Annotated in this window: 15 protein-coding genes; 5 read left to right on the top strand and 10 right to left on the bottom strand. The window is 60.0% G+C overall.

The genetic code is table 11. The features are described from left to right. Nucleotides 1-41: 41 nt before the first annotated feature. From KOE53_RS13850 to KOE53_RS07885, 3 genes are read left to right on the top strand one after another with little or no spacing between them, the layout of a single operon-like run. Complete coding sequence (locus tag KOE53_RS13850) at nucleotides 42-1,157, top strand: glycosyltransferase (RefSeq protein WP_188058063.1); 1,116 nt, start codon at nucleotides 42-44, stop codon at nucleotides 1,155-1,157. Beyond that, a complete protein-coding gene (locus KOE53_RS07890) occupies nucleotides 1,154-2,404 on the top strand; it encodes a lipopolysaccharide biosynthesis protein (RefSeq protein WP_188058062.1) in 1,251 nt (416 codons plus the stop codon). Before KOE53_RS13850 ends, KOE53_RS07890 begins: the two co-directional genes overlap by 4 nt. 5 nt (nucleotides 2,405-2,409) lie before the next feature. Then, a complete protein-coding gene (locus KOE53_RS07885; RefSeq protein WP_188058061.1) occupies nucleotides 2,410-3,942 on the top strand; it encodes a DUF2142 domain-containing protein in 1,533 nt (510 codons plus the stop codon). A gap of 108 nt (nucleotides 3,943-4,050) precedes the next feature. On the opposite strand, the gene KOE53_RS07880 is transcribed toward KOE53_RS07885, so the two are convergent. The 3 genes from KOE53_RS07880 to KOE53_RS07870 are packed head-to-tail and all read right to left on the bottom strand — an operon-like array spanning nucleotide 4,051 to nucleotide 8,231. After that, nucleotides 4,051-5,610 carry a DUF2142 domain-containing protein gene (locus KOE53_RS07880; RefSeq protein ID WP_188058060.1) on the bottom strand — a complete coding sequence of 520 codons (1,560 nt, stop codon included), beginning with the start codon at nucleotides 5,608-5,610 and terminating at the stop codon, nucleotides 4,051-4,053. A gap of 60 nt (nucleotides 5,611-5,670) precedes the next feature. Next, nucleotides 5,671-6,960, bottom strand: coding sequence for a nucleotide sugar dehydrogenase (locus KOE53_RS07875; protein ID WP_188058059.1), 1,290 nt, complete (start codon nucleotides 6,958-6,960; stop codon nucleotides 5,671-5,673). A gap of 5 nt (nucleotides 6,961-6,965) precedes the next feature. Further along, nucleotides 6,966-8,231 (bottom strand): hypothetical protein, encoded by a 1,266-nt coding sequence (locus KOE53_RS07870; protein WP_188058058.1) that lies wholly within the window; start codon nucleotides 8,229-8,231, stop codon nucleotides 6,966-6,968. A gap of 27 nt (nucleotides 8,232-8,258) precedes the next feature. On the opposite strand from KOE53_RS07870, the gene wecB reads away from it, so the two are divergent. Continuing rightward, nucleotides 8,259-9,329, top strand: a complete 1,071-nt coding sequence (wecB, locus tag KOE53_RS07865) for a non-hydrolyzing UDP-N-acetylglucosamine 2-epimerase (RefSeq protein WP_188058057.1) — start codon at nucleotides 8,259-8,261, stop codon at nucleotides 9,327-9,329. A 6-nt stretch (nucleotides 9,330-9,335) separates the two neighbouring features. Here wecB and KOE53_RS07860 read toward each other — a convergent pair whose 3' ends face one another. From KOE53_RS07860 to KOE53_RS07850, 3 genes are read right to left on the bottom strand one after another with little or no spacing between them, the layout of a single operon-like run. Further along, nucleotides 9,336-10,427 carry a glycosyltransferase gene (locus tag KOE53_RS07860; protein ID WP_188058056.1) on the bottom strand — a complete coding sequence of 364 codons (1,092 nt, stop codon included), beginning with the start codon at nucleotides 10,425-10,427 and terminating at the stop codon, nucleotides 9,336-9,338. Then, on the bottom strand, nucleotides 10,427-11,590 hold the full coding sequence (locus KOE53_RS07855) for a glycosyltransferase (RefSeq protein WP_188058055.1): 1,164 nt from the start codon (nucleotides 11,588-11,590) through the stop codon (nucleotides 10,427-10,429). The genes KOE53_RS07860 and KOE53_RS07855 overlap by 1 nt, the downstream gene beginning before the upstream one ends. After that, complete coding sequence (locus KOE53_RS07850) at nucleotides 11,590-12,921, bottom strand: oligosaccharide flippase family protein (RefSeq protein WP_188058054.1); 1,332 nt, start codon at nucleotides 12,919-12,921, stop codon at nucleotides 11,590-11,592. Before KOE53_RS07850 ends, KOE53_RS07855 begins: the two co-directional genes overlap by 1 nt. A gap of 67 nt (nucleotides 12,922-12,988) precedes the next feature. Here KOE53_RS07850 and KOE53_RS07845 point away from each other — a divergent pair, with 67 nt between their 5' ends. Further along, the gene (locus KOE53_RS07845) at nucleotides 12,989-14,683 is read left to right on the top strand and encodes an asparagine synthase-related protein (RefSeq protein ID WP_188058053.1); all 1,695 of its coding nucleotides are present in this window, start codon (nucleotides 12,989-12,991) and stop codon (nucleotides 14,681-14,683) included. A 42-nt stretch (nucleotides 14,684-14,725) separates the two neighbouring features. Here KOE53_RS07845 and KOE53_RS07840 read toward each other — a convergent pair whose 3' ends face one another. The 4 genes from KOE53_RS07840 to KOE53_RS07825 all read right to left on the bottom strand — a co-directional run bounded on the left by KOE53_RS07840 (nucleotide 14,726) and on the right by KOE53_RS07825 (nucleotide 20,582). Further along, the gene (locus KOE53_RS07840; RefSeq protein ID WP_188058052.1) at nucleotides 14,726-15,772 is read right to left on the bottom strand and encodes an acyltransferase; all 1,047 of its coding nucleotides are present in this window, start codon (nucleotides 15,770-15,772) and stop codon (nucleotides 14,726-14,728) included. A gap of 138 nt (nucleotides 15,773-15,910) precedes the next feature. After that, the gene (locus tag KOE53_RS07835) at nucleotides 15,911-17,068 is read right to left on the bottom strand and encodes a glycosyltransferase family 4 protein (protein WP_251364224.1); all 1,158 of its coding nucleotides are present in this window, start codon (nucleotides 17,066-17,068) and stop codon (nucleotides 15,911-15,913) included. Nucleotides 17,069-17,076: 8 nt separating this feature from the next. Beyond that, nucleotides 17,077-18,189, bottom strand: a complete 1,113-nt coding sequence (locus tag KOE53_RS07830; RefSeq protein ID WP_188058050.1) for a DegT/DnrJ/EryC1/StrS family aminotransferase — start codon at nucleotides 18,187-18,189, stop codon at nucleotides 17,077-17,079. Nucleotides 18,190-18,278: 89 nt separating this feature from the next. Further along, nucleotides 18,279-20,582, bottom strand: coding sequence for an LGFP repeat-containing protein (locus KOE53_RS07825; protein WP_188058049.1), 2,304 nt, complete (start codon nucleotides 20,580-20,582; stop codon nucleotides 18,279-18,281). Nucleotides 20,583-20,584 lie beyond the last annotated feature (2 nt).

Below are 20,584 nucleotides of genomic sequence, written 5' to 3'. Positions count from 1 at the left end.
CAGGGTTCAGCTGAACCTGTTCCGGAGCGAGAGAGGAAGCTGTGCGCATTCTTTTCGTGTGTACCGATGCTGAGATCGGGGGCGCTGAGCGTTTTCTCGCGACGTTGGCCTCAGCTCGCCGCGCGGGTGACGTCCTCTCCCTTGCGGTACTCATGCGCCCTGGGGATCTCAGCGCGCAGCTTGAGAATGCGTTTGATGAGGTCACCTATTTGGGTTTCCCGCCCACATCTAGGAACCTTCCAGGGATGGTTCGAGCGCTCGAGCGCGTCGCCGCGGCATTTTCGCCGGACGTCGTTTCGTCACATCTCTTCCATGCTGACCTGGTGACGGCGTTGGCACACCTCGCTGCTCCACGAACCACGACCGTTCACACTCAGGGACTTAGCTCGGACGACCATCCACTCACCCGCCTGATCGCTCGCGCGGTCGGACTGCTGTCGTTCAGATTCGACGCCGTAATTCCCGCAGGAGGGAGTTCGCAGATGGCGAGTTTCATCAGCTCGCTTCGAATGCGAAATGTCGTCAGCCCCATTCCGAACGCAGCAACGGTACCTGAACACCCAGCCTTTCGCCAGAGTTCCCGCACGTTCCTCTCACTTGCCCGGAATCATCCGGTAAAGGGGCACCGCCAGCTTTTCGAGGCATTCTCACTGGTCGCCACAGGCGCGCCAGACTGGAATCTGGTCGCGTATGGAACCAATGTGACGATGGACGATGAAGCTATGAGACGCGCCATTACTGAGGCGGGTGCTGAGGAGCTGACGAGCCAGGGCCGCATCCGTTTGCTTGGCGCCACCGATCATCCAGAAGAGGCGCTTGCAGCAGCTTCCGCCCTGGTGATTTCAAGTGTGTATGGCGAAGCTTTCCCGATTGTTGGAGCGGAGGCAGCCGGGCTGGGAATCCCCGTCATCTCAACCGATTTGGGGAGTTGCCAGGAGTTTGTCGACGATCCCCAGTTCTTGGTCCGCCCCGGAGATGCATCTGCACTAGCCGCCGCGTTGCGCTCATACATCAGCCTGGACGACGATACCCGGGCGGAATTGAGCCAGGCGGCACGGTCACGGGCCGAGCAGGAGTATCACCCGCGAACTGCGTACGAACGCTACCGTTCGCTATTCGCACAGTTAATTGAGCAACGGCAGCAGGAACCTGCATGAAGCGATCTACCCCAAGCGATGGAATCTTCTCGCGAACGGTACTCTCGACCGCGGGAATGGCGGCTCAGGGCCTTGCTCGCTTCCTCTATACCCTCGCTATCGGCCGACTCGCCGGGCCTGAAGCTCTCGGCGAAACCAGCGCGCTCCTCTCGATTGCCGTCTATCTGTCGCTCGTCCTACCCGCGGGCCTGGGGATAGCAGCCTCACGATACCTGCCCTCGTCGGCGCTCGCTGGCGCAGCAGCGGGCTACCTCCATCGGTTGTTCTGGGCCTCGTCGTTGGGGCTCGCAGTTGTCGCCGCACCCATTGCCTACATCATCACTGAGGATATTTTCGCGGCGGCGAGCTGCGCTGCCCTCGTGTTCAGCTACAACGCGTACGTGTATTCCAGAGGCATCCTCATGGGCGAGGATCGCATACTTCGAGCGACTATCGCCGATTTTGTGTCCTCACTCGTGGCCCTCACCGCGCTCGTTGCGGTACTCGTGGCCGGAGTGGACTGGGCGCTCCTGCTTCCGCTAGCAACTGGATACGCGATCTTTGCGATTTCGGCCCGCCCGCGGACGATTGCGGGGACCATCGACGCCCATGAACGTTCAATGATGAGGAAGTTCATTCGCGATGCCACCATCGGGGCACTTGCCACCGGTGGCCTGCTTCCGGCAACGATGGTCTTCGTTCGCGCCTACGACTCGCCAGCGCAAGCCGGTCTCTTCGCGGCAGCTCTCTCCCTCGCGACGCCGGCAAGCCTCATCTCGCAGGCGGTCAATCAGGTCTTGATCCCCCATTTTTCCCGCCAACAAGGTGATCCAATCCAGCTGCAGTCCTCGCTTCGCAAGATTTTTGCCGTCACGGCTGCCCTGTTCGTGTTGATATTTGGCGCGCTGGTTCTACTAGCTCCAGCGATACTCACCATTCTCTACGGTGAACGGTTCTCGGGCGGCACCTCGGCAATGCAAGTGCTCCTGGTGGTTGTCTTCCTCATCTCGGCAACATGCGCCCCCTCTGCGTATCTGATGGCGTCAGGCCACCAACGCAAATACGCGCAAATCTGGATCATCTTCTTCGTGCTGGGCACCGTGACCATGATTGTCGCCTCTCCCAGCATGGGCCTTTGGGGAGCACTCATCGGGTTTGCCGTTGGGGGCGGGGGCGGGTCCATCGTTGTCATGCTCGTCGGTCTTACCGTTCGCGAACACGTGGGCCTCCCGGCGCGGCTCCCAGATCCACAGGAGAAATTATCTTGAGTCGCTTGAAGTCACTCCTGATCGCTGCTGGCGCGGGACTCCTCATCTTTCTCACCCTGGGAGCTTGGTCGCTTGCATCGCCGGTGGGTTCCGCCCCGGACGATGACTTTCACCTGGCAAGCATTTGGTGCGGCAGCGGTGCGCGCGAGGGCATTTGCGAGTTGGGCACTTCGGAGAGCAAACGACTTGCACCCGACAAGGCAATCACCTCGCCCTGCTACGCGCACGACCCGGACGTCACCCCCTCATGCCAAGGAGAACACTTCCTCGACAGTGGGTACGACCTGGTAGAGACCACTCGCGTCAATAGTGGCAACCAGTACCCATCCGGATATTATTTCTGGACCTCCAAACTCGCAAGCGAAAACGTCGCGACCTCCACAATCGCGATACGACTAGCCAATTCCGCGCTCTTCGCGATTCTCATGGTCGCGACCTGGTACATCCTGCCTCGGCGCTTGCGGTTCTCGCTCGCTGCAAGCGTGGCATTGACGTTTGTACCTGTCGGTGTGTTCATGGTCGCGTCAGTGAATCCCAGCAGTTGGGCGATTGCCTCAGCAGCCTTCGTGCTCCCTGCACTACTGGGGTACTTTTCTACCACCGGGTGGCGTCAGATTTCGTTGGCAGGTATCGCAGTGTTCGCGGCGATTCTGAGCTTCAGCGCGCGAGGAGACAGTGCCGCGTACACGCTTGTCGCGGCGCTCGCAGCCACCGTCCTGGCGTTCCGTCCCGACCGACGCTTCTGGAAACTGTCGTTGCTTCCCGTGGCACTGATTGCCAGCGCCATCGCCGCCTTCTTGAGTACGGGACAAACGGGCCTGGCGCTCGACGGCGCCATGGGCGAAACCACCGATGAAGCTCCAAAGTCCAAGGCAACTCTCGTAATCCTCAATCTCCTCAGTCTGCCAAACCTATGGAACGGTGTCTTTGGCCAGAACTGGGGCCTGGGGTGGCTCAACACGACGATGCCCGCAGTCGTTCCAGCGACAATTATCTTCCTCTTCGCCGGCACGATCTTCGTACACATGCGAACTATTGACTGGCGAAGAATCGTCGCTCTGAGCGGCATCGGGCTAGCGGCGATCGTCATCCCGACGTACATTCTCGTCCAGAGCGAGACGCTTGTCGGAAGCCACGTTCAACCGCGATACATCTTGCCGCTCATCACAATGTTCCTCTGTGCCGTGATCGCTCCCACCGCAGCAACACGAACTGCCACCAATTCCGTAGTTGCTCTGTCGCGCCTGCAACTCTGGCTCATCGGGTTCGGACTGGCTGGCGCACATGCGATCTCGCTGTTTGTCAATCTTCGGCGATACGTCACAACTGGCTCCTACAATCTCGACGGCGATATTGACTGGTGGTGGAATGCTGGCCCCTCGCCCTTCACCGTATTAGCGATAGGTGCAGTTGCGTTTGCCGCTCTCATGGCGCTGTTTTCCATCACGTCAGAACGTTCGGACTCCGCTCCCCGCACGCATCGGGTCTTCGCAATCGCTCGCGAGGACACACGTGAGCGCGACCTGGGAGCCGCGTAGCCACCGCGGTTCACTGAGACTCCACCGGCCCGTCTCGGGGGCCGAGCTACCGGCGGAGCAGTTCGCCGTCGCACCACTCCGCCAGGTATCAAATTCCCGTAGGCTGCCTCAACGAACCGGTGTTTCGGCTGGTTGGGCCTCGGTGCCCGTATCTGGAATGGCCATCGGCACCAGAGACGATTGCCGGCTTCGCAGGAATAGAAATGCGCCGAGCAGACACAACCCGAAAGCCGCACTGCCGAGAAGCCAAACCGCCATCGGCGTGATCGGTGTAGCCCACCACCATTCCACGTTCGAGTTGAGGTTCAGGCCCGTGTAGTCGGTGCCGGTCAGGTATCGCCGCATAGTCGTATACAGTGCGAGGGAGTTCGCAAAGGCGACGCCCGCAAAGAGGACAATCGCCTGCACTCTCGTGAGACCCAAGTCATCACGTGTGAAGCCGTAGGTTGCGACGCCGATTGACATGAGTACGAGCGGGAGAATGTACCTGGGCTGCACTTCGGTGCCCACCAAGATTTGCAGTCCATACAGGATGTAGCCCGGAACAACGAAGAGTGCGAGGAGAAGGAGCGCCAAGGTAATCGCCTTGCGCTTCGAAAGGACTCGAAGTCCCCGAAACGCGAGGGCAGAAAACGCGCCGATCATGACAATCGATACTGTTTGGGGCAGCACCACCTCGAACCACCCCAGTCCCCAAGTTCCCAAGCTGCCGGCCCAGAGCGACGGCGTGAGCGTGAGGTTTTCAATCACGAGGGGCCAGGAGGACGAAGCGGTCCCGGCACCTGTCTGGGTTTGGGCAACCCCTGCACTCGCGTACGAGGTTGAGTTGCCGGTAGTGAGGAAGAATGCCGCGCCAATCGCGACGATTGCGACCGGAAGCGCGAGACGGCGGAACCAGGCCCGCGTAGGTTCAAACGTCAGGATCGCGGCAGCTCCGGCTGCAACCGCCGCATAGATGCCTGCGTCACCTCTGGCGCCTGAGCCGAGAAAGGCGGCGATAATTGCGAACGCGCCCAACCCGATCCGTCGCCACATGCTCGTCGCGGTAAAGAAGCCCGTGATCGCCAACCAGACTGTGAGACCGGACAGTATCGCCCAGCTGCTGGGATTGATGCTGGGGACGATGAACATTCCCAGTGGGACTAGCCCAACGGCCACTGACCAAAACAATGGTCCGCGCTGCCCAGGACGCAGCAAAGCAAGCAGGATACTCACTGCCCCCACGAAGAGTGCCGCGTTCGTCAGACGAATGGCGAGAGTCGACAGCTGAACGTTGTCGCTTGCAAACACGCCCATCGCCCGGTAATAGACCGGAGGATAGTTATTTGCAAAATCGCCACGACTCGTGGATGCAAGCTTGCTGGAAACGCTACAGTTTCCGCTTTGCATGCTGTCATCCAAGTAGCATCGCGACCATTGGACGAGCTCATGCGGAACCCTGCGCTCACCTTCGAACACGCTCGGCTCACACAGCCCCTCGCGGTCACCCCAAGCGCACCAGATGCTTACGAGGTGATAGTCGTCGTCCGGGGACGAACCCACTGGCGAGGCAACCGCCCAACTGCCCAGTCCAACAAACCCGAGTAGCGCGATAGCAATCGCTACAAAAATGTGCTTCGAGCGAGCGACTCGGGGCTTCACTCTGACGCCCTCGTTCTCATGCGACATATCGACCTACTGTGATTCTTTCACGAACAATGTTGTGGAGTCAGGAACCTACCGACGCGGTTAGGCCCCGACGACTAACCGAGGTACTCCGGCCCATCTCGAGGGCTCGGTGAAGTTCCGTCCGTCCATAAAGAGTCGGATTCCCGGGAAGTCCGCAGGACCCAGCTCCCGGTACAGCGCATGATCCGCTTGCAATATAACAATGTCTGCGGAGTCTCCGAGGTGGTGGGCGTTGAATCCAAAACCTTGCAGTTCCACGTCTGAGAAGAGCGGGTCATGCACCGTCACCGACGCCCCCCGGCGACGAAGCGCTTCAACGGTGGGGAAGACTCCAGAGACGGCAGTCTCTTTCACTCCGCCCCGATATGCCGCGCCGAGAACCGCGACGCGCATTCCCGCAAGATCCCCGATGGCAGCCTCGACACGGGTGATCACATACTCCGGCATCGACGCGTTGTAGTTTCGAGCCGTGCGCACGATATCGGCATGGGGATCGGTCGACAGATACAGGCGCGGGTACACCGGAATACAGTGACCGCCCACCGCGATACCCGGCCTATGGATGTGACTGAACGGCTGCGAATTGCAGGCGTCGATCACCTTGTAGACGTCAATGTCTGCAGTGTCTGCAAAACGCGCGAACTGATTGGCCAGTCCAATGTTCACGTCGCGGTAGGTCGTTTCAGCGAGCTTTGCCATTTCGGCCGCTTCCGCGCTTCCCATGTCCCACACACCATTCGGACGATCGAGGTCGTCACGTGCGTCAAAGGTCAGCACCGATTCGTAAAAGGTGACCGCTCGCTGTGCTCCGGCTGCAGACAGTCCGCCCACGAGCTTGGGGTACTTCTTCAAGTCTTCAAAGACTCGCCCGGTAAGCACCCGCTCCGGCGAGAACACCAGGTGGAAGTCGGTCCCCTCGGTGAGCCCCGAGACGTCCTCAAGCAAGGGCTTCCATCGGGTTCGGGTGGTGCCCACCGGCAGGGTTGTCTCGTACGAGACAAGCGTGTCCGGAGTCAGGTGCTCCGCGAGGGAGGTTGTGGCGGCGTCCATCCATTTGAAATCTGGCTGCCAAGTTTCCTCGTCGACTAGCAACGGCACGACAACGACGACGGCGTCCGCTGCAGGGATGGCATCCGCGTAATCAGAAGTCGCGCGCAGCCGACCAGCCGGAACCAGTTCGGCAAGCGCCTCGGCGAGTCCCGCTTCGCCGGGAAACGGCTCCACGCCGCTGTTGATGACATCGACTAACGATTGATTCACATCGACACCGACCACTTCGTGTCCCATCATGGCGAACTGAGTGGCAAGTGGGAGGCCGATTTTTCCGGTGGCTACGACTGCGATCTTCACACCGATCAGTCTACGTCGCTACCACCCGCTGCATATCCGAGAAAGGCGCTCATGGCGTGAGGAGTGCGCGATCCGTCATGCACAGCTCGCACAAATGCTGCACCCGCACGAGCCGCATCTGCTCGCGCCGCCGGGTCAGCCGCGAGACGCGCGATCACCGTAGTGAGGTCATCCGGATCAGCCTGCACGATCGGGAGCTCCCAACCCGTCCGCTCTCGAATTTGTGCCCGCACCTGACGCGACACATTGCCGACCACCACCCGTTCAGCTGCCATCGCTTCACACGCGGCGACACCATAGCTCCCCAGCAGGAGCTGGTCGATCACAATGTCCGCTGCAGCAATTCGTCCAGGCATCTCTGCGGCGGGCACGCCAGTAAGCCGCTCATACGTGATGAGTCCGCGCGTTTCCAGCTCGGAAGCGGCGGCATCGACGAAGGAGGTTCCCTTGATAGGTCCGGAACTTGGAATGTGCAGGACCCGCAATGGGCCTTCGTCTCCGCTCGAGGCGTGTGCTGCACTTGACCACAAGTCGACATCTACTACGACAGGCAACCAGACCCCGTAGGGAACGTCGTCGAGAAGGTCAAGGGTAGAGATAAACACTGGACCGTCGAATGAATCGAGGACCCGGCGGTTCACGTCTACAGCGCGCTGGAGCGCCTTCCAATCCTGCGAATTCACCGCGTACGGTGAATACCGTTCCCGCCGCGCATGCGCGCCGGGATCGCGAATGTCCGAGCCATGACACAGCAACGCGACGCGCTGGCCCCTCGTCCTGTACCTTTCGATCTCTCGTTCGACGACACTGCCGGTTCCCAAACCGAGAAGTGACGCAAACGACTCAATGACGATGTGGCTGAAGCGCTCATTTGCTTCCTGTACTTCGCGCCGCCACTGTGTGGAACCGAGATACACCGCAATCGGAACCACCAGGTCAGCCTCGAACTGGAATCCACCAGGAAACTCCACCGCGAGCGCCCTCGCGTCGACTCGGCTCTCGCTCTGCCGGAGACTCAGCGCCCAACGATAGCCCTGACCCGCATAGTTGAGTGGCCCAAACAGCACCGATTGCTCAGCATCGCTTCGCGGGGTGAGCGGTTCAGGTATGGCAATTCCGCGTGCGGCGAGGTTCTTTGCCCAGAGGGCAGGGCCGTGCTGCGCGGCAAGCATCGAGTCGGCCCAACGGCGCAACGGGGCGGGCAACCGCTTGCGAAACTCCACGGCATATCGCATCAACGCCATAGCAAAATACCCCGTTCCAATATTCATTCGCCGTTCGCGAGTAGACTAGCCGAGATGAAAATCATGAGCGTCGTGGGCGCACGTCCCCAGTTTGTCAAGCTTGCTCCAATCGCCGAGGCAATCACGGCCGCAGGCCACGAGCACATCATCGTGCACACCGGACAGCACTATGACCCAATGCTGTCAGATGTTTTCTTCCGTGACCTCGGCATCCCCGAGCCCGATGCCCATCTCGGAGTTGGCTCGGGCTCTCACGGGGTGCAGACCGGGGCAATCCTGGCGCAGATGGACGAGGTGCTTGCGCGGTTCGTCCCTGATTGCGTGCTGGTCTATGGCGACACGAACTCGACCCTTGCCGCTGCGGTGAGCGCGGTGAAGCTACATTTCCCTGTGGCACATCTTGAAGCGGGTCTGCGTTCGTTCAATCGCGCCATGCCTGAGGAGCACAATCGGGTACTCACCGATCACTCCGCTGATCTCTGTCTTGCACCCACTGCGGTAGCGATGGACCATCTCAGCGCCGAGGGCCTGGCTGAGAGATCCGTTCTCGTGGGAGATGTGATGACGGACGTGCTGTATCAAGTGCGCGAAAGTGTGCTCGCCGGCGGCACAATGAACCCGCTAGGCACTGATTTTGCACCCAATAGCTACTACGTTGCCACGATCCATCGCGCGGAAAACACGAACGACCCCGAGCGTCTTCGCGAAATTGTGGCGGCGCTCGGGGCGGCCGATAAGCCCGTCGTGCTCCTCGCGCACCCACGAGTGCGCGCGAAGGCCGAAGAGCACGAGATTCCGCTAAATTCCGGCAACCTCATTACTCGCGATCCGTTGAGCTACCCCGAACTCGTTGCAGCAGTGCTGAACAGCGCTGGAGTCGTCACCGACTCGGGGGGCCTCCAGAAAGAGGCCTTTCTGTTGCGAGTACCCTGCACGACGGTTCGTCACGAGACGGAGTGGGTCGAGACCATCGACCTCGGGTGGAATGTCTTGGCGAATTCGGCGGAGGAGATTACCGCATCACTCACCCGGGCGGCTCCTCAGCCCACTTCCGTCGCCCCCTACGGCGACGGGCACGCTGCTGCACGCGCCGTCCAGGTAATAGCTGATCGGATCTGGGCGTAGCCTTCGCTATCGTGCGGCACTCAGTGCGTCTGCAGCTTGTTGCGCGCGTGCTTCCCATGTGTGTTGACGACGGAGGTTGCGCACTCGCTCTGCTTTCTGCGCGTACTCGTCCGGATTCGATTGCAGCCGCCTGAGCAATTCTGAAAGCTCACCACCGTCGTAGTCCAGTGCCCAACCCGCATCGTACTCTTCGATAAACTCCGCGACGAGTGACCCCTTAACCGCGACAACGGGGAGTCCGTGGCCCAAGTACTCATAGAGCTTCATCGGAGCGGCAAATTCGCGATAGTCAATCGGTTCCATGAAGAGCACACCCACGGCGCTGCTCTTGTACATCGGCTCCAGTCCCGCACCACTTTCATGGATCACCGTGGTCGCACCATTCAGCATGAGGGGCACGTACCCTGCTTTCTCGGCCTCCCACAGTTGGGGGCGCGTGCACAACTGCAGCGACGCTCCCGGAACTGATTCGACCGCCCGCACACATTCGTGCAGCCGGTAGTAGCTTCCCAGCGCACCGACATAGCAAAGTGCCGAGGGATTGTCCGCCACAGGTTGGTCGACGATCGGAGAGCCTGGCGGCAACGGAACGCACTGTTCCAGACGGGTGTGAGGCATGACCTCGGCCATCCTCATGGAGGGGACGAATATGCGGCTCACCTGGGTGCGGTATCGACGCAAGTCCCAACGATAGAGCCTCCTTGTCCCCAAGGCGACAAGCGCATTCACGCTTTCGCGGTAGGCAGGTTCTTGCCAATAGATATCGCGATAGAAAACGCCAGATGGGATTCCCCGTCGCTTGCAGTACCCCAAAAAACTAATATCTTGGAGTGGATGTGTTGGCAGGTGGTGCGGCTCTGTGAGTGCAGTCGGCATAGTCGATGACTCCGAATACACGAAATCAAACTTCTCTCCTGACCGGATCCGCTTTCGAACACTGCGGATGGCCGCCTTGCGCTGAGCCGCCAGTCCGGTGACCTCGGTGACCTCGTACCCAAGTGACTCAAATGCGTCTCGCATCGCCACCGGCCGAATTCCGCTGGCGGAGGTGGCCTCTCGATTCAGAGGGTAAGGCACGTGGAAAATCATCTTGGGCATCAGGCGCCTACCTCTCGATACAGCTCAATGTAGTTGGCGACAAACGCAGCACGCCCGCAATGGCTGACGCTGTGGTTCCGAATTTGTTCTCCGTCGTAGGAGACTGCGGTCTGCTGCATCGTGATGAGCGCCTCGGCAAGTTCATGCTGGTTGTCAATGGCGACGGTGAGTCCCGTCTGCTCGGTCACCGCGTTCAGGCCGGCCCACGTCCTCGTAGAGACCAATGGCACGCCGCAAGCCATGGCCTCCCACAGTACCGTTCCAAATGCTTCTGCCTCACTCGGCAGGACGAATACATGCAGCCGGCCAAACTCGGCGGCGATCTGCTCCCTCGGAATAGCCCCGACAAACTCGACTCGGCTACCCACGCCACGCTCCGAAGCCTGCTGCTTGAGCCCCTGCAAATGCACGGAATTGCCAATAATTCGCAGGCGTGGTCCTGTTGCCCCGGGAAACGCTTCGGCGAAAGAATCGATCAGAAGCCCAACACGCTTGCCCGGGTCCAAGTGGGAAACATGTCCGAAGACCATCTCCCCCGCTGGAAACTCTCGAACGCGAACGTCCTCGAACTGAGGAGAGAGCAATCCCGGAAGGTATCTCCACGTTTCGCCCGACGAGGAAGCGTAGGCCGCGTTCAATTCGGTTGCGAATCCACGAGCGACAGCAACAAGTCCGCGCGTACTGCCCGCTGCTCGAATCGCCATTTTCCCCAAACCAGGTTCACGGAGGCGATCCATCGACGAGGGGCGGTGCTCGGTGACCACAAACGGGATTCCCTCCCGTGTCGCGATTCGATGCGCGACAATTCCCGCAGGGAACATCGCATGGGCATGCAACACATCTGGCACGCCGTGCGCCGAAACGTAGCGCTCGTACAGCGTCTGCCAGTGCCGTTCCAATGCCCGGAGGTTGAGTGCAGCCCACTTCGGAACCGGAAGCAAAACATCGGCACGGTAGACGGGAATCCCCGCCTCCTCGGCTATGCGTACCCCGCTGGGTCGCGCACGCATTTCGCGTGCGGCGTAGAGCGGGAAGCCCCGAACGGAAAGTACCCCCACCTGATGTCCCTCATCGACAAAAGCTTCTGCTTGTTCGCGGAAGAAGCTCCCCGAAAAGTCGTCCGCCGTCTCGGGGTACCACGACGGAAGAAAAAGTATGTGCATCAGAGTTTCTCCTCGGTCGTTCGAGCGCCTTGATCGTATCCACGCGCAACCCAGATCGCGAGGAAGACGAAGATCATAAGCATTCCGGCCATTGCCCAGGACATCACGGTCACCGCGAGCAACATGTCGGCGCTGAGTAAGATAATCGTCCCAATGGGCACGATTGTAAAAATGATCGAATAGGCGAGCATGATGTGCTGCCGCTCGGTGACAACAAAAATTGTGGAGATCGGCGAGGTGATGAGATTCATGAACAACCATGGAACGAGCGCGCGAGCGAAGTGCCCGGCCTGATCCCAGTCCGCTCCAAACGCCAATGGAAACAGCCAGGGGGAGAGAACAAAGACCAGAACAAAGGGCAACGCGCCAAAAAGCGCTGAGCGCGCAACGCTTTTCAACACCGCAGCTCTCATTTGACCGGGAGGCGTAACCGACAGGCGCTGGAAGAAGACCTGAGCGAGGGCGCCGCTAATCAGTGCCGCAGGCACCTCGACCATGCGCCAGGCCATAGAAAACTGCCCCAGGGAGCTCAACGAGATCGTCGCGATGACGAGCAAAATTCCATTCATGCGAAGCGCATCAATCAATGCGGTTGGCGCGTTTAACAGAGGCATCCGGCGATAGCGGCGAAGCAGGGTCGTGCGAGCATGGAGGCTTGGTCCAGCGCCCCGACGAAGTTCCGGGGTCTTTCTGCGAAGCGCCAGGATCGAAATGAGCTGACCGAGAATCGTACCCAGGATCAGTCCGCCTGCACCGAGTGGTTTCAGAAGCCCGAAGAGGACCTGGAGGACTGCGGTACTTCCACTTTGCACGACACGGTTGCCCGCCATCTCGGAATACCGACTCTTGCGGTTCAGCCAATAGCCGAGTGCCGCAATCTCAGCAAGGGTGAACGCGGAGAGCCCTGCAATCGCAAGCCAGGGAGCAACATCGGGCGCGTTGATGAGTTCGGCGATCGGCCGTGCGAGCAGCAGGCACGCGATGGTTGCAAATACCCCTGAAAGAAATGCGATCCACGTCACTGTCCGTTTCAGGACAATCGCATCCTCATCACGTTCAGGCAGCATGATCGCCATGTCGTACTTGAGCGCGGCAACAGCAGAGATGATCGCGACGACGGACGTGAATGCGGCCAGTACTCCAAATTGCTCTGGGGTGTAGAGACGCGATAGCACCGGCATGAGTGCCATCACGACGACCTGGGCCAAAGCAGTCCCTGACATCAACGCGAGGACATGTCGCAAAAACTCGTTTCGCCCGAAATAGGCGCGCATGCGAGACCCGATTTTCCCCATACGCTCCTCATCCGACCCGCTGGCGCTGGAAGTCACGCACCGAATTCTTCGCTTCCTAGTCTACGGCTGCGCCCCTGAGTGGACGATGCCGCAGAATAGGGGTGTGCTGGATCGATTCTTAGAACTCTCTGATGCCCAATGGGCAAGCTACCCAACGCCAAACGCAACCGTGCGGGTGTGGGGAATCCCCGACGATGAGCTGGGGCTCGTGGCCGCCGCCGAAGCACTCGACACGGAGAAGCTCGCCCGCATGGGCGGGCACTGGGCCGCCATCGTGGAGCGCCCGGACAGCATTACGCTGATTCAGGACCCGATACGGAGCCGACCACTGTTCATTGCAAGGTTGACGGCGGGACGCAGCGCGCTCTCGCGTCGGACGATCACCGTTTCCGACAGCATTGCAGCGGCACGGGGCGCAGTCGGCGGAGGCACCCTCGACCCTGAAGCCCAGCTTGAGTTTTCGCAGCTCGGGTACGTTGCCGGCGCGCGCACCCTCTTCACGGAGATCACGCAAGTGCAGGCTGGCGAATGGGTCTCTGTTGACCAGAATGGCGAGCAGACGCAGGAATTCTACCGTCGCCTGCATTACACCGGCCGGAACCTTTCTACCGACGCTGATTTGGATGCGCGCTTCACCGACGGGCTTGACATCGCATTTTCCCGAATGCTGAATTGGGTGGGTGACCGACAGATTGTCATTCCACTCAGCGGAGGGCTTGACTCACGGCTGCTGGCAATAGCGTTGCACGACCTCGGGCATCACAACGTAGTGAACTTTACCTACGGAGTGGGCGAGACCAGCGAAGTCGCCATCAGCCGCAAGGTGTCGGCCGCGCTTGGACAACGGTGGGAGTTCATTCAGTACTCGGTAGAGGAATTGCGCGAAGCTTGGCGAAGCGACGAGGCGAAGGCTTTTGTGGGAGATAGCTACGCCGGAGCCTCGTTGCCTCACGTTCAAGACTGGTACGCGGTGCGCGAGCTTCGCAGACGAGGCCTCGTTGCCGACGATGCGGTATTCCTCGCGGGCCACACGGTTGTGGGGAACATGCACGACGAGCACATTGTGGACCTCCCACAGGAGGTTTCTCGTTCGCAGCTCTTCGACCTCATGGTGCACCATCACGCTCGAATTAGTGCCAATCCCGTGCTTTCGCGCAGCGAACGGTTCCGGGACGAATTTGAGCGGTTTCTGGACAGACTGGACTATGACAACAGTGCCCGGGCTCGACTCGAGGCTCTTGAGAACTGGAATATTCTCGAGCGCCAAACGAAGTACATCAATAATTCGATGCGGGGGTACGAGCATTTTGGGTACGCCTGGGCGTTGCCGATGCTTGACGCTGCCGTCTTCGAGGCTTGGGAAGACTTCGCCACTGCTCCCGCAAAGGACCGTGACTGGTACCAGCGATACGTCTCCCGTCGCTACCAGCGGGCCACCGGGGAAACAATTGGCACATTCGCTCCCACTCAGATGAAGCCTGCTCGAAGAGAGCTCATCAAGTCCAGTCTCAGGCGAGTCGGTTTGCTTACGCTTGCGGAACGAGCGGCCAGATCTCGCGCCGTCGCGCATCACCCCATGGGGTTTCAGGCGTTCTCGGGGGAAGCAAGCGAACGCGATATTCGCAGAGAAATCATGCGAGGTGGCACGCCCATGGGAATCTGGGCGCACCAATTCCTTGCTGACACCTGGACGCCAGGAAGTGACTTATTTTCAACACCCCCTACGGCTCACTCTCGGGCGGGAGTCACCAGCGCTCCCTTGCCTGCAACCCCACCACGCGAATCTCAACCAGACTGACGTCTACCGACAGGGGGTGCCACATGGCCCGTCACGGACGGCCTACGCGATGTATTTTCCGATAACCGGAATTCTTTGAATGAGCGCAGCCAAGAGCGCGCTCGGCAGAAGAATCATCGCGGCAAGGATGGGCACAGAAATCAGCGGTGAAGCAAAATCAGTCGTGATACCTAACCCGGTGTAGGCCCATTGAAACAGCGGGTGAACGAGAAAGATGCCAAACGAGTACTTCGCGAGATACGAGACAACTGGCCAGTTCGCGAATCTCGCTCCCGAAGGGCGCTCACTCCAGGCCTTGATTCCCAGAAACACCGCAATTGACACAAGAATGACATTGGGTGTGACATACCCGTAGAGTGTCGAGATCGGCTCGTGAGCGCGCCCCGAGAGCCACGAGGTCCCGCCTGCTGTGACTGTCACGCCGACTGCCCCGAGCGAAAGCACCACTGCAAGCCAAATCGCGGAGAGGTGCAGCCGACTGAGCAGGTACCCCAGCACGAAATAGATGCTGTATCCCAAGACTAGATCCAGCTGCATCGTCTCCAGCTGCTTCCCAACCAGCTTCCCGATCAGTGGAATCTGTGCAACCAGCGGAAGCACCGCCGCAAAAACGAACGCGAGAAGGACGAAGTACCACGCCACATCTCGGTCCTCGGTGATCTTTCGTAGCAGGGGAGTCGCGAGATACAGCCCCCCAAGTGCGAGCAAGAACCAGAGGTGGTAGTGGCCCACAAATATCTGCCCGATCAACGACCGTAGCGACCCAGTTCCACCCGGGCCGAAGGTCGTGACTGTCGCGTAAAACACGGACCAAAAGGCAAAGGCAATCGCGATACGAGGGATTCTTATGCGAAGTAGCGATTTCAAACTAACGGATCGCCCCGGATCCAGAAATAGCGCCCCACTGATCATGAAGAAAATAGGTACCGCGAATCTCACCGCACTATCAATCCAGTTAAGGACCTGCCAATCCCTCGAATCGACGGGGAAAATGTACCAATTCCACGCGGCAGTATGGAGCACCACCACGGCGACAATTGCAATCGCTCGAAGCGTGTCGAAATAGCCAACTCTCGTTGGGCCAGCCACCCGGTGCGCCGTGGGCTCGATGATCTACTCCGTTTCACTCTGATGGATCTTGGGCGCGAATCGTATTCCTGAACCGCTTCACGGGCATCTTGCAAGGGCCCACTCGTGAGCATCGACTCCGACTGCAGGGTCGATCGTTTACAAAGCCACGGCCTGAATAACGCGAGCGGCGACCGCGTCAAGACTGACATTGCGACTCGCCCATTCGCTGGTCCGCTGGCGTTCATCCGCGCCGGCGTGCTCCTCCGTGAATACCTGCCGCAGTGCGTCGGCAACCTTACCCACCTCGTACTCGCAGGCGATCCCGAGCCTCGCTTCGCTTGCATGCGTCGACATGAATTCCCGCGCTGGTCCGGGCCCCGAATATATTACCGGGGTACCGCATCCCCATGACGCAAAAACCTTCGTCGGGAAGGCGAACTCATAGCCAGTCCCTGGCCTGAGCGAAGCGAGCGTTGTGGCTGCGCCTCTCATCAGCACTGCGGCCTGTTCTGGCGGAACTGATGGAGTAAACACCACGCTCCCTGGCGGTAACGAGGCGGACCTTTCTTGGAGCGCGGGCCAGTCACTCCCCTGGCCGAGGAATACGATCTTGGCCTCCGGGACCTCAGGCAGGATTTGTTCCAATGCCTCAATGAATATGACGGCACCTTGCCATTCCGACGCCGTGCCAGGGTAGATCGCGACCTTCCCATCGAGAGCGCCCTCACCTTCGGCGTTGAAAACCTCGGTGTCCACGCCATTGCCGACGGTGACGACAGTGCTCCGAGGTGCAATCGAGCGCACACGATCTGTCACACCAGCGTTAACGGAAAGCACCTGCGATGCGCCAGACATGGCGAAGCGTTCCATGGCTCGAACCACTCGCACCACCGCGGGCGATGCGCCAGTTGAAGCTGCCGCATCTGACCAAACGTCGGCCGCATAGTAGGCATAGGGAGTGCGCCGCAAAGCCGCAGCGAGGCGAACAAAGAAGCCTGTGGTGGGCGGCGGTTCAACGATGAACAAGTCTTGCTTTGGGCCGAGGAGCACTCGGAAGAACAATGGAACATCGAACGACAGGTACTGCAGATACCCCCGAACGTAACCTGATCGGTCGCGGAGGACGGGGAACCTCGTTATGGGAAATGGGTTTCCGGAGTCTTTTGCTGTCCCACGCAGTGCTCGTGGAGGCAAGACAGTCTTGACCGAGACAGAATGTCCCGCCCGAGCAAATGACTTTGCAAGCGTGCCCAAACGAAACGATGCAGCGCTTGCCTCGGGCGCAAAGATGCGAGTAACGATCGACACGCGCATGATTCTCGCTACGCCCCGGCGCCGCAGACGGCATCCATGGCCGCCACAATTCGCTCAAGGTCAGTTGCAGTCAATGATGGATGTACCGGCAGGGACAACACCTCACTCGCAGCCCGCTCGGTCTCTTCCAGATGCAACCCCGGCGCGAATCGATTGAGCGAAGGCAGCCGGTGGTTGGGGATCGGATAATACACACCAGAACCGACCTTATGCTCGTCGCGCAAAGCCGCACGAATGCGGTCCCGCTCCGACGCATCGACGCGGATCGTGTATTGGTGATAGACGTGAACCGCGCCAGGGGCAACCTTTGGCAGAATTACTCCAGCGATCTCGGAGAGTCCGGCATTCAACATCGCTGCGTTCTGCTGGCGTCGCTGGGTCCAGCCATCTACTTTCGTGAGCTGCACCCGTCCGATAGCTGCATGGATGTCGGTCATGCGCGCGTTGAAGCCAATCACCTCATTGGCATACTGAGTTTCCATTCCTTGATTGCGCAGAAGGCGAACGCTGCGCGCCAGGTCGTCATTCGCGCACACCACCATTCCGCCTTCACCCGCAGTCATATTCTTCGTGGGGTACAGGCTAAACATCGCGAAGTCGCCGAGTGTTCCGACGGGGCGTCCTGACCAACTCGCGCCGTGTGCTTGCGCGGCATCCTCGTAGATGTGCAGCCCGTGTTCTCGAGCGATCGCCGAAATATCATCCGCGAGGAAGGGGTGTCCGTAGAGGTGTACCGGCATGATCCCCTTGGTACGCGGCGTAATTGCGGCACGCACTGCCTCGGGTGACAGGGTGAAGTAGGTGGGCTCGATGTCCACAAAGACTGGGGTTGCCCCAGTCAAGGCCACTGAATTTCCTGTGGCCGCAAAGGTGAACGATGGGACGATCACCTCATCGCCGGGTCCGACGCCGGCGGCGAGAAGCCCGAGATGCTGGCCACTGGTGCCAGAGTTTACGGCGACAGTCGGTCGGCCCTGCGCAAAATGAGCCGCGAACTCCTTCTCAAATGCTGCAACTTCTGGACCCTGAGCGATCATTCCTGTTCTCATGACACGGTCAACGGCGGAACGCTCGTCGTCTCCGATAATCGGTCTCGCTGCAGGTATGAACTCCGAGGTCATCTCGCGCCCTTCATTCTCGTGATGCGTGCTTCGTTAAGCTGCAACGTCAAGCGTACCGAGTGTTCTTGGGTGACGATCGCGGCGTCGCGCTAGCGGAAGCTCATCTTTCCGTCCAAGTACGACGCGGTCCCACGCTGAAACTTCATTTCGCAAGCGACGGCTGTGCAGACAGCCTTCTGCGCCGGCCAACCCCAAGAGCCCGCAGGACCACCCACCGCGAGATAGCCCGACCGGAATGCACCGAACTCCATCGCAAACGAACCCAGCGGCGACGTCCACACCGTTCCCCGAGTGAACTCCTGCACCTCACCCCCGCCGTTCTCCGAGAGCAGCACCGGAGGCTTCGTTGGGTAACCGATAGACCCCTTCACCTGGTTCCACATGTCAAACGAAGGCTGGTTAACCAGGACCATTCCCGTGCCGGTCGACCACATTCCAATTCCATGCTGGAATCCCATGTAGCACCCGCCCCCGGTCAAACCACACGCAGCCTTCTGCGCCGGCCAACCCCAAGAGCCCGCAGGACCACCCGCCGCGAGATAGCCCGACCGGAACGCACCGAACTCCATCGCAAACGAACCCAGCGGCGACGTCCACACCGTTCCCCGAGTGAACTCCTGCACCTCACCCCCGCCGTTCTCCGAGAGCAGCACCGGAGGCTTCGTTGGGTAACCGATAGACCCCTTCACCTGGTTCCACATGTCAAACGAAGGCTGGTTAACCAGGACCATTCCCGTGCCGGTCGACCACATTCCAATTCCATGCTGGAATCCCATGTAGCACCCGCCCCCGGTCAAACCACACGCAGCCTTCTGCGCCGGCCAACCCCAAGAGCCCGCAGGACCACCCGCCGCGAGATAGCCCGACCGGAACGCACCGAACTCCATCGCAAACGAACCCAGCGGCGATTGATAGATGGTGCCTCGGCTCATCTCGTAGGTCAGGCCCCCGCCATTGCCAGCAACGACCGCGGAGCTTCCCACCGGTGCTCCGAGGCTGCTGTTGACACCACCGTAGCTTCGCCATGCATCGAGGAATCTCGAGTCAAATTCTCGCGCCCCTGAATCCGGGCCCCAAACAAGCAGCCCCCCGGTATAGCGCTGAAGAACTGCGGACGTACCGATCTCAGCGGCTGCGATCGGATAGCCGAGTGCGCTCGCCGCTCCTCCGATTCGAGTCCACTCATTGGTCAGCACACTCGGAACCAGATACGAGCCGGTTGCCGCGGAGAATGCAACGGTTCCCTTTTGGAACGCCATGGTGCAGCCGCCCGAGGGCAGACCACATTTCGCCATACCCACGGGCCAGCCCCAGGATCCGCTGACAAAGCCGGCGGCTCGGTAGTTCGTGAGGAAGGCACCCGTGGACATTGCCGTCGCGTTTCCGCCCAAGTTCTCCAGAAGAATTACTCCTCCGGCAAACTCTTGAACGTAACCGCCTCCGTTATTTGCCACATACTTCGCGGGCTGAGATGGCGGACCAAAGATCCCGCTCGCCCCGCCATACGAATTCCAGAGTGTCGCTATTTTTCCGGTGACCGGGATGCCCCTCGGGTCACCGAACCACCCCTTGTAGAAGTTATAGAAGTTTCGATTCCCGTAGGTGGAACACGCGTCGCCCGTCCCCCATCCCGCGTCGAGGGCCGCCTGGTTCGGGCGGTACGGGGTGTAGATATACAGCGCGGCGGTTGCAGAGTTTTCGATGTACACCTGCGACGTGCCACACCCCGGGTTGGGATGCCACAGGATGTTGTTGTTCTGGTAAGGCCGGTAGTTGTAGCTGTTCGGCTGGGCTTTGTACACTTTGAGCTGCCAGGCGGCCTTGTACACCTGATTGAAGAAGCCGATCTGGGCCGGGTTGCAGTTCGCCCCATAGTTTGGCCCCGAATCCGGGCAGTCATAGCCCATCGCCACGTCGAGCTGGCGTTGGAACGGCCAGCTATCGGAAATCAGCGACTGTTCCTTCTCGAGCATCACCAGCAGCACCTTCTGGCTGATGCCGCACGCTTGTCCGACCTTCGTAATGATCTGAGCGGCGCTCTCGCTCGCAGTACCCGCATAGGCTGCGCAATAGGGGTTCGCTGGCTTGCTCTGCGTAGCCATAGAGAAGTTTCTCAAACACTGCGCGGCCACGCGATTGTTGCCATACACAGCGCCGGGCAGTCGTCCGGGGTCTCCGATAGTGCAACGCGGCACTCGTTCGTTGAGAAAGGACTGCACCTCGCTGGGCTCCATCGCCCTGCCGTCGTAGAACAGCCCGTCCGTAATGATGTTGCCCGGCTGGAATCCCTCAACTGGTGCCGCCTGCGCCGGCTCGCCCGTAGTAACCGAAAGCCCCAAGACGAGTGCGAGGACGCACCCCAATGAGGCAACGGTTCGCTTGATCCGGCCCATTT

Origin of the sequence: Leucobacter sp. CX87, from assembly GCF_018682295.1 — a bacterium.
In the GTDB taxonomy this organism is placed as follows: domain Bacteria; phylum Actinomycetota; class Actinomycetes; order Actinomycetales; family Microbacteriaceae; genus Cx-87.
This window is presented reverse-complemented; position numbering and strand designations above follow the sequence as displayed.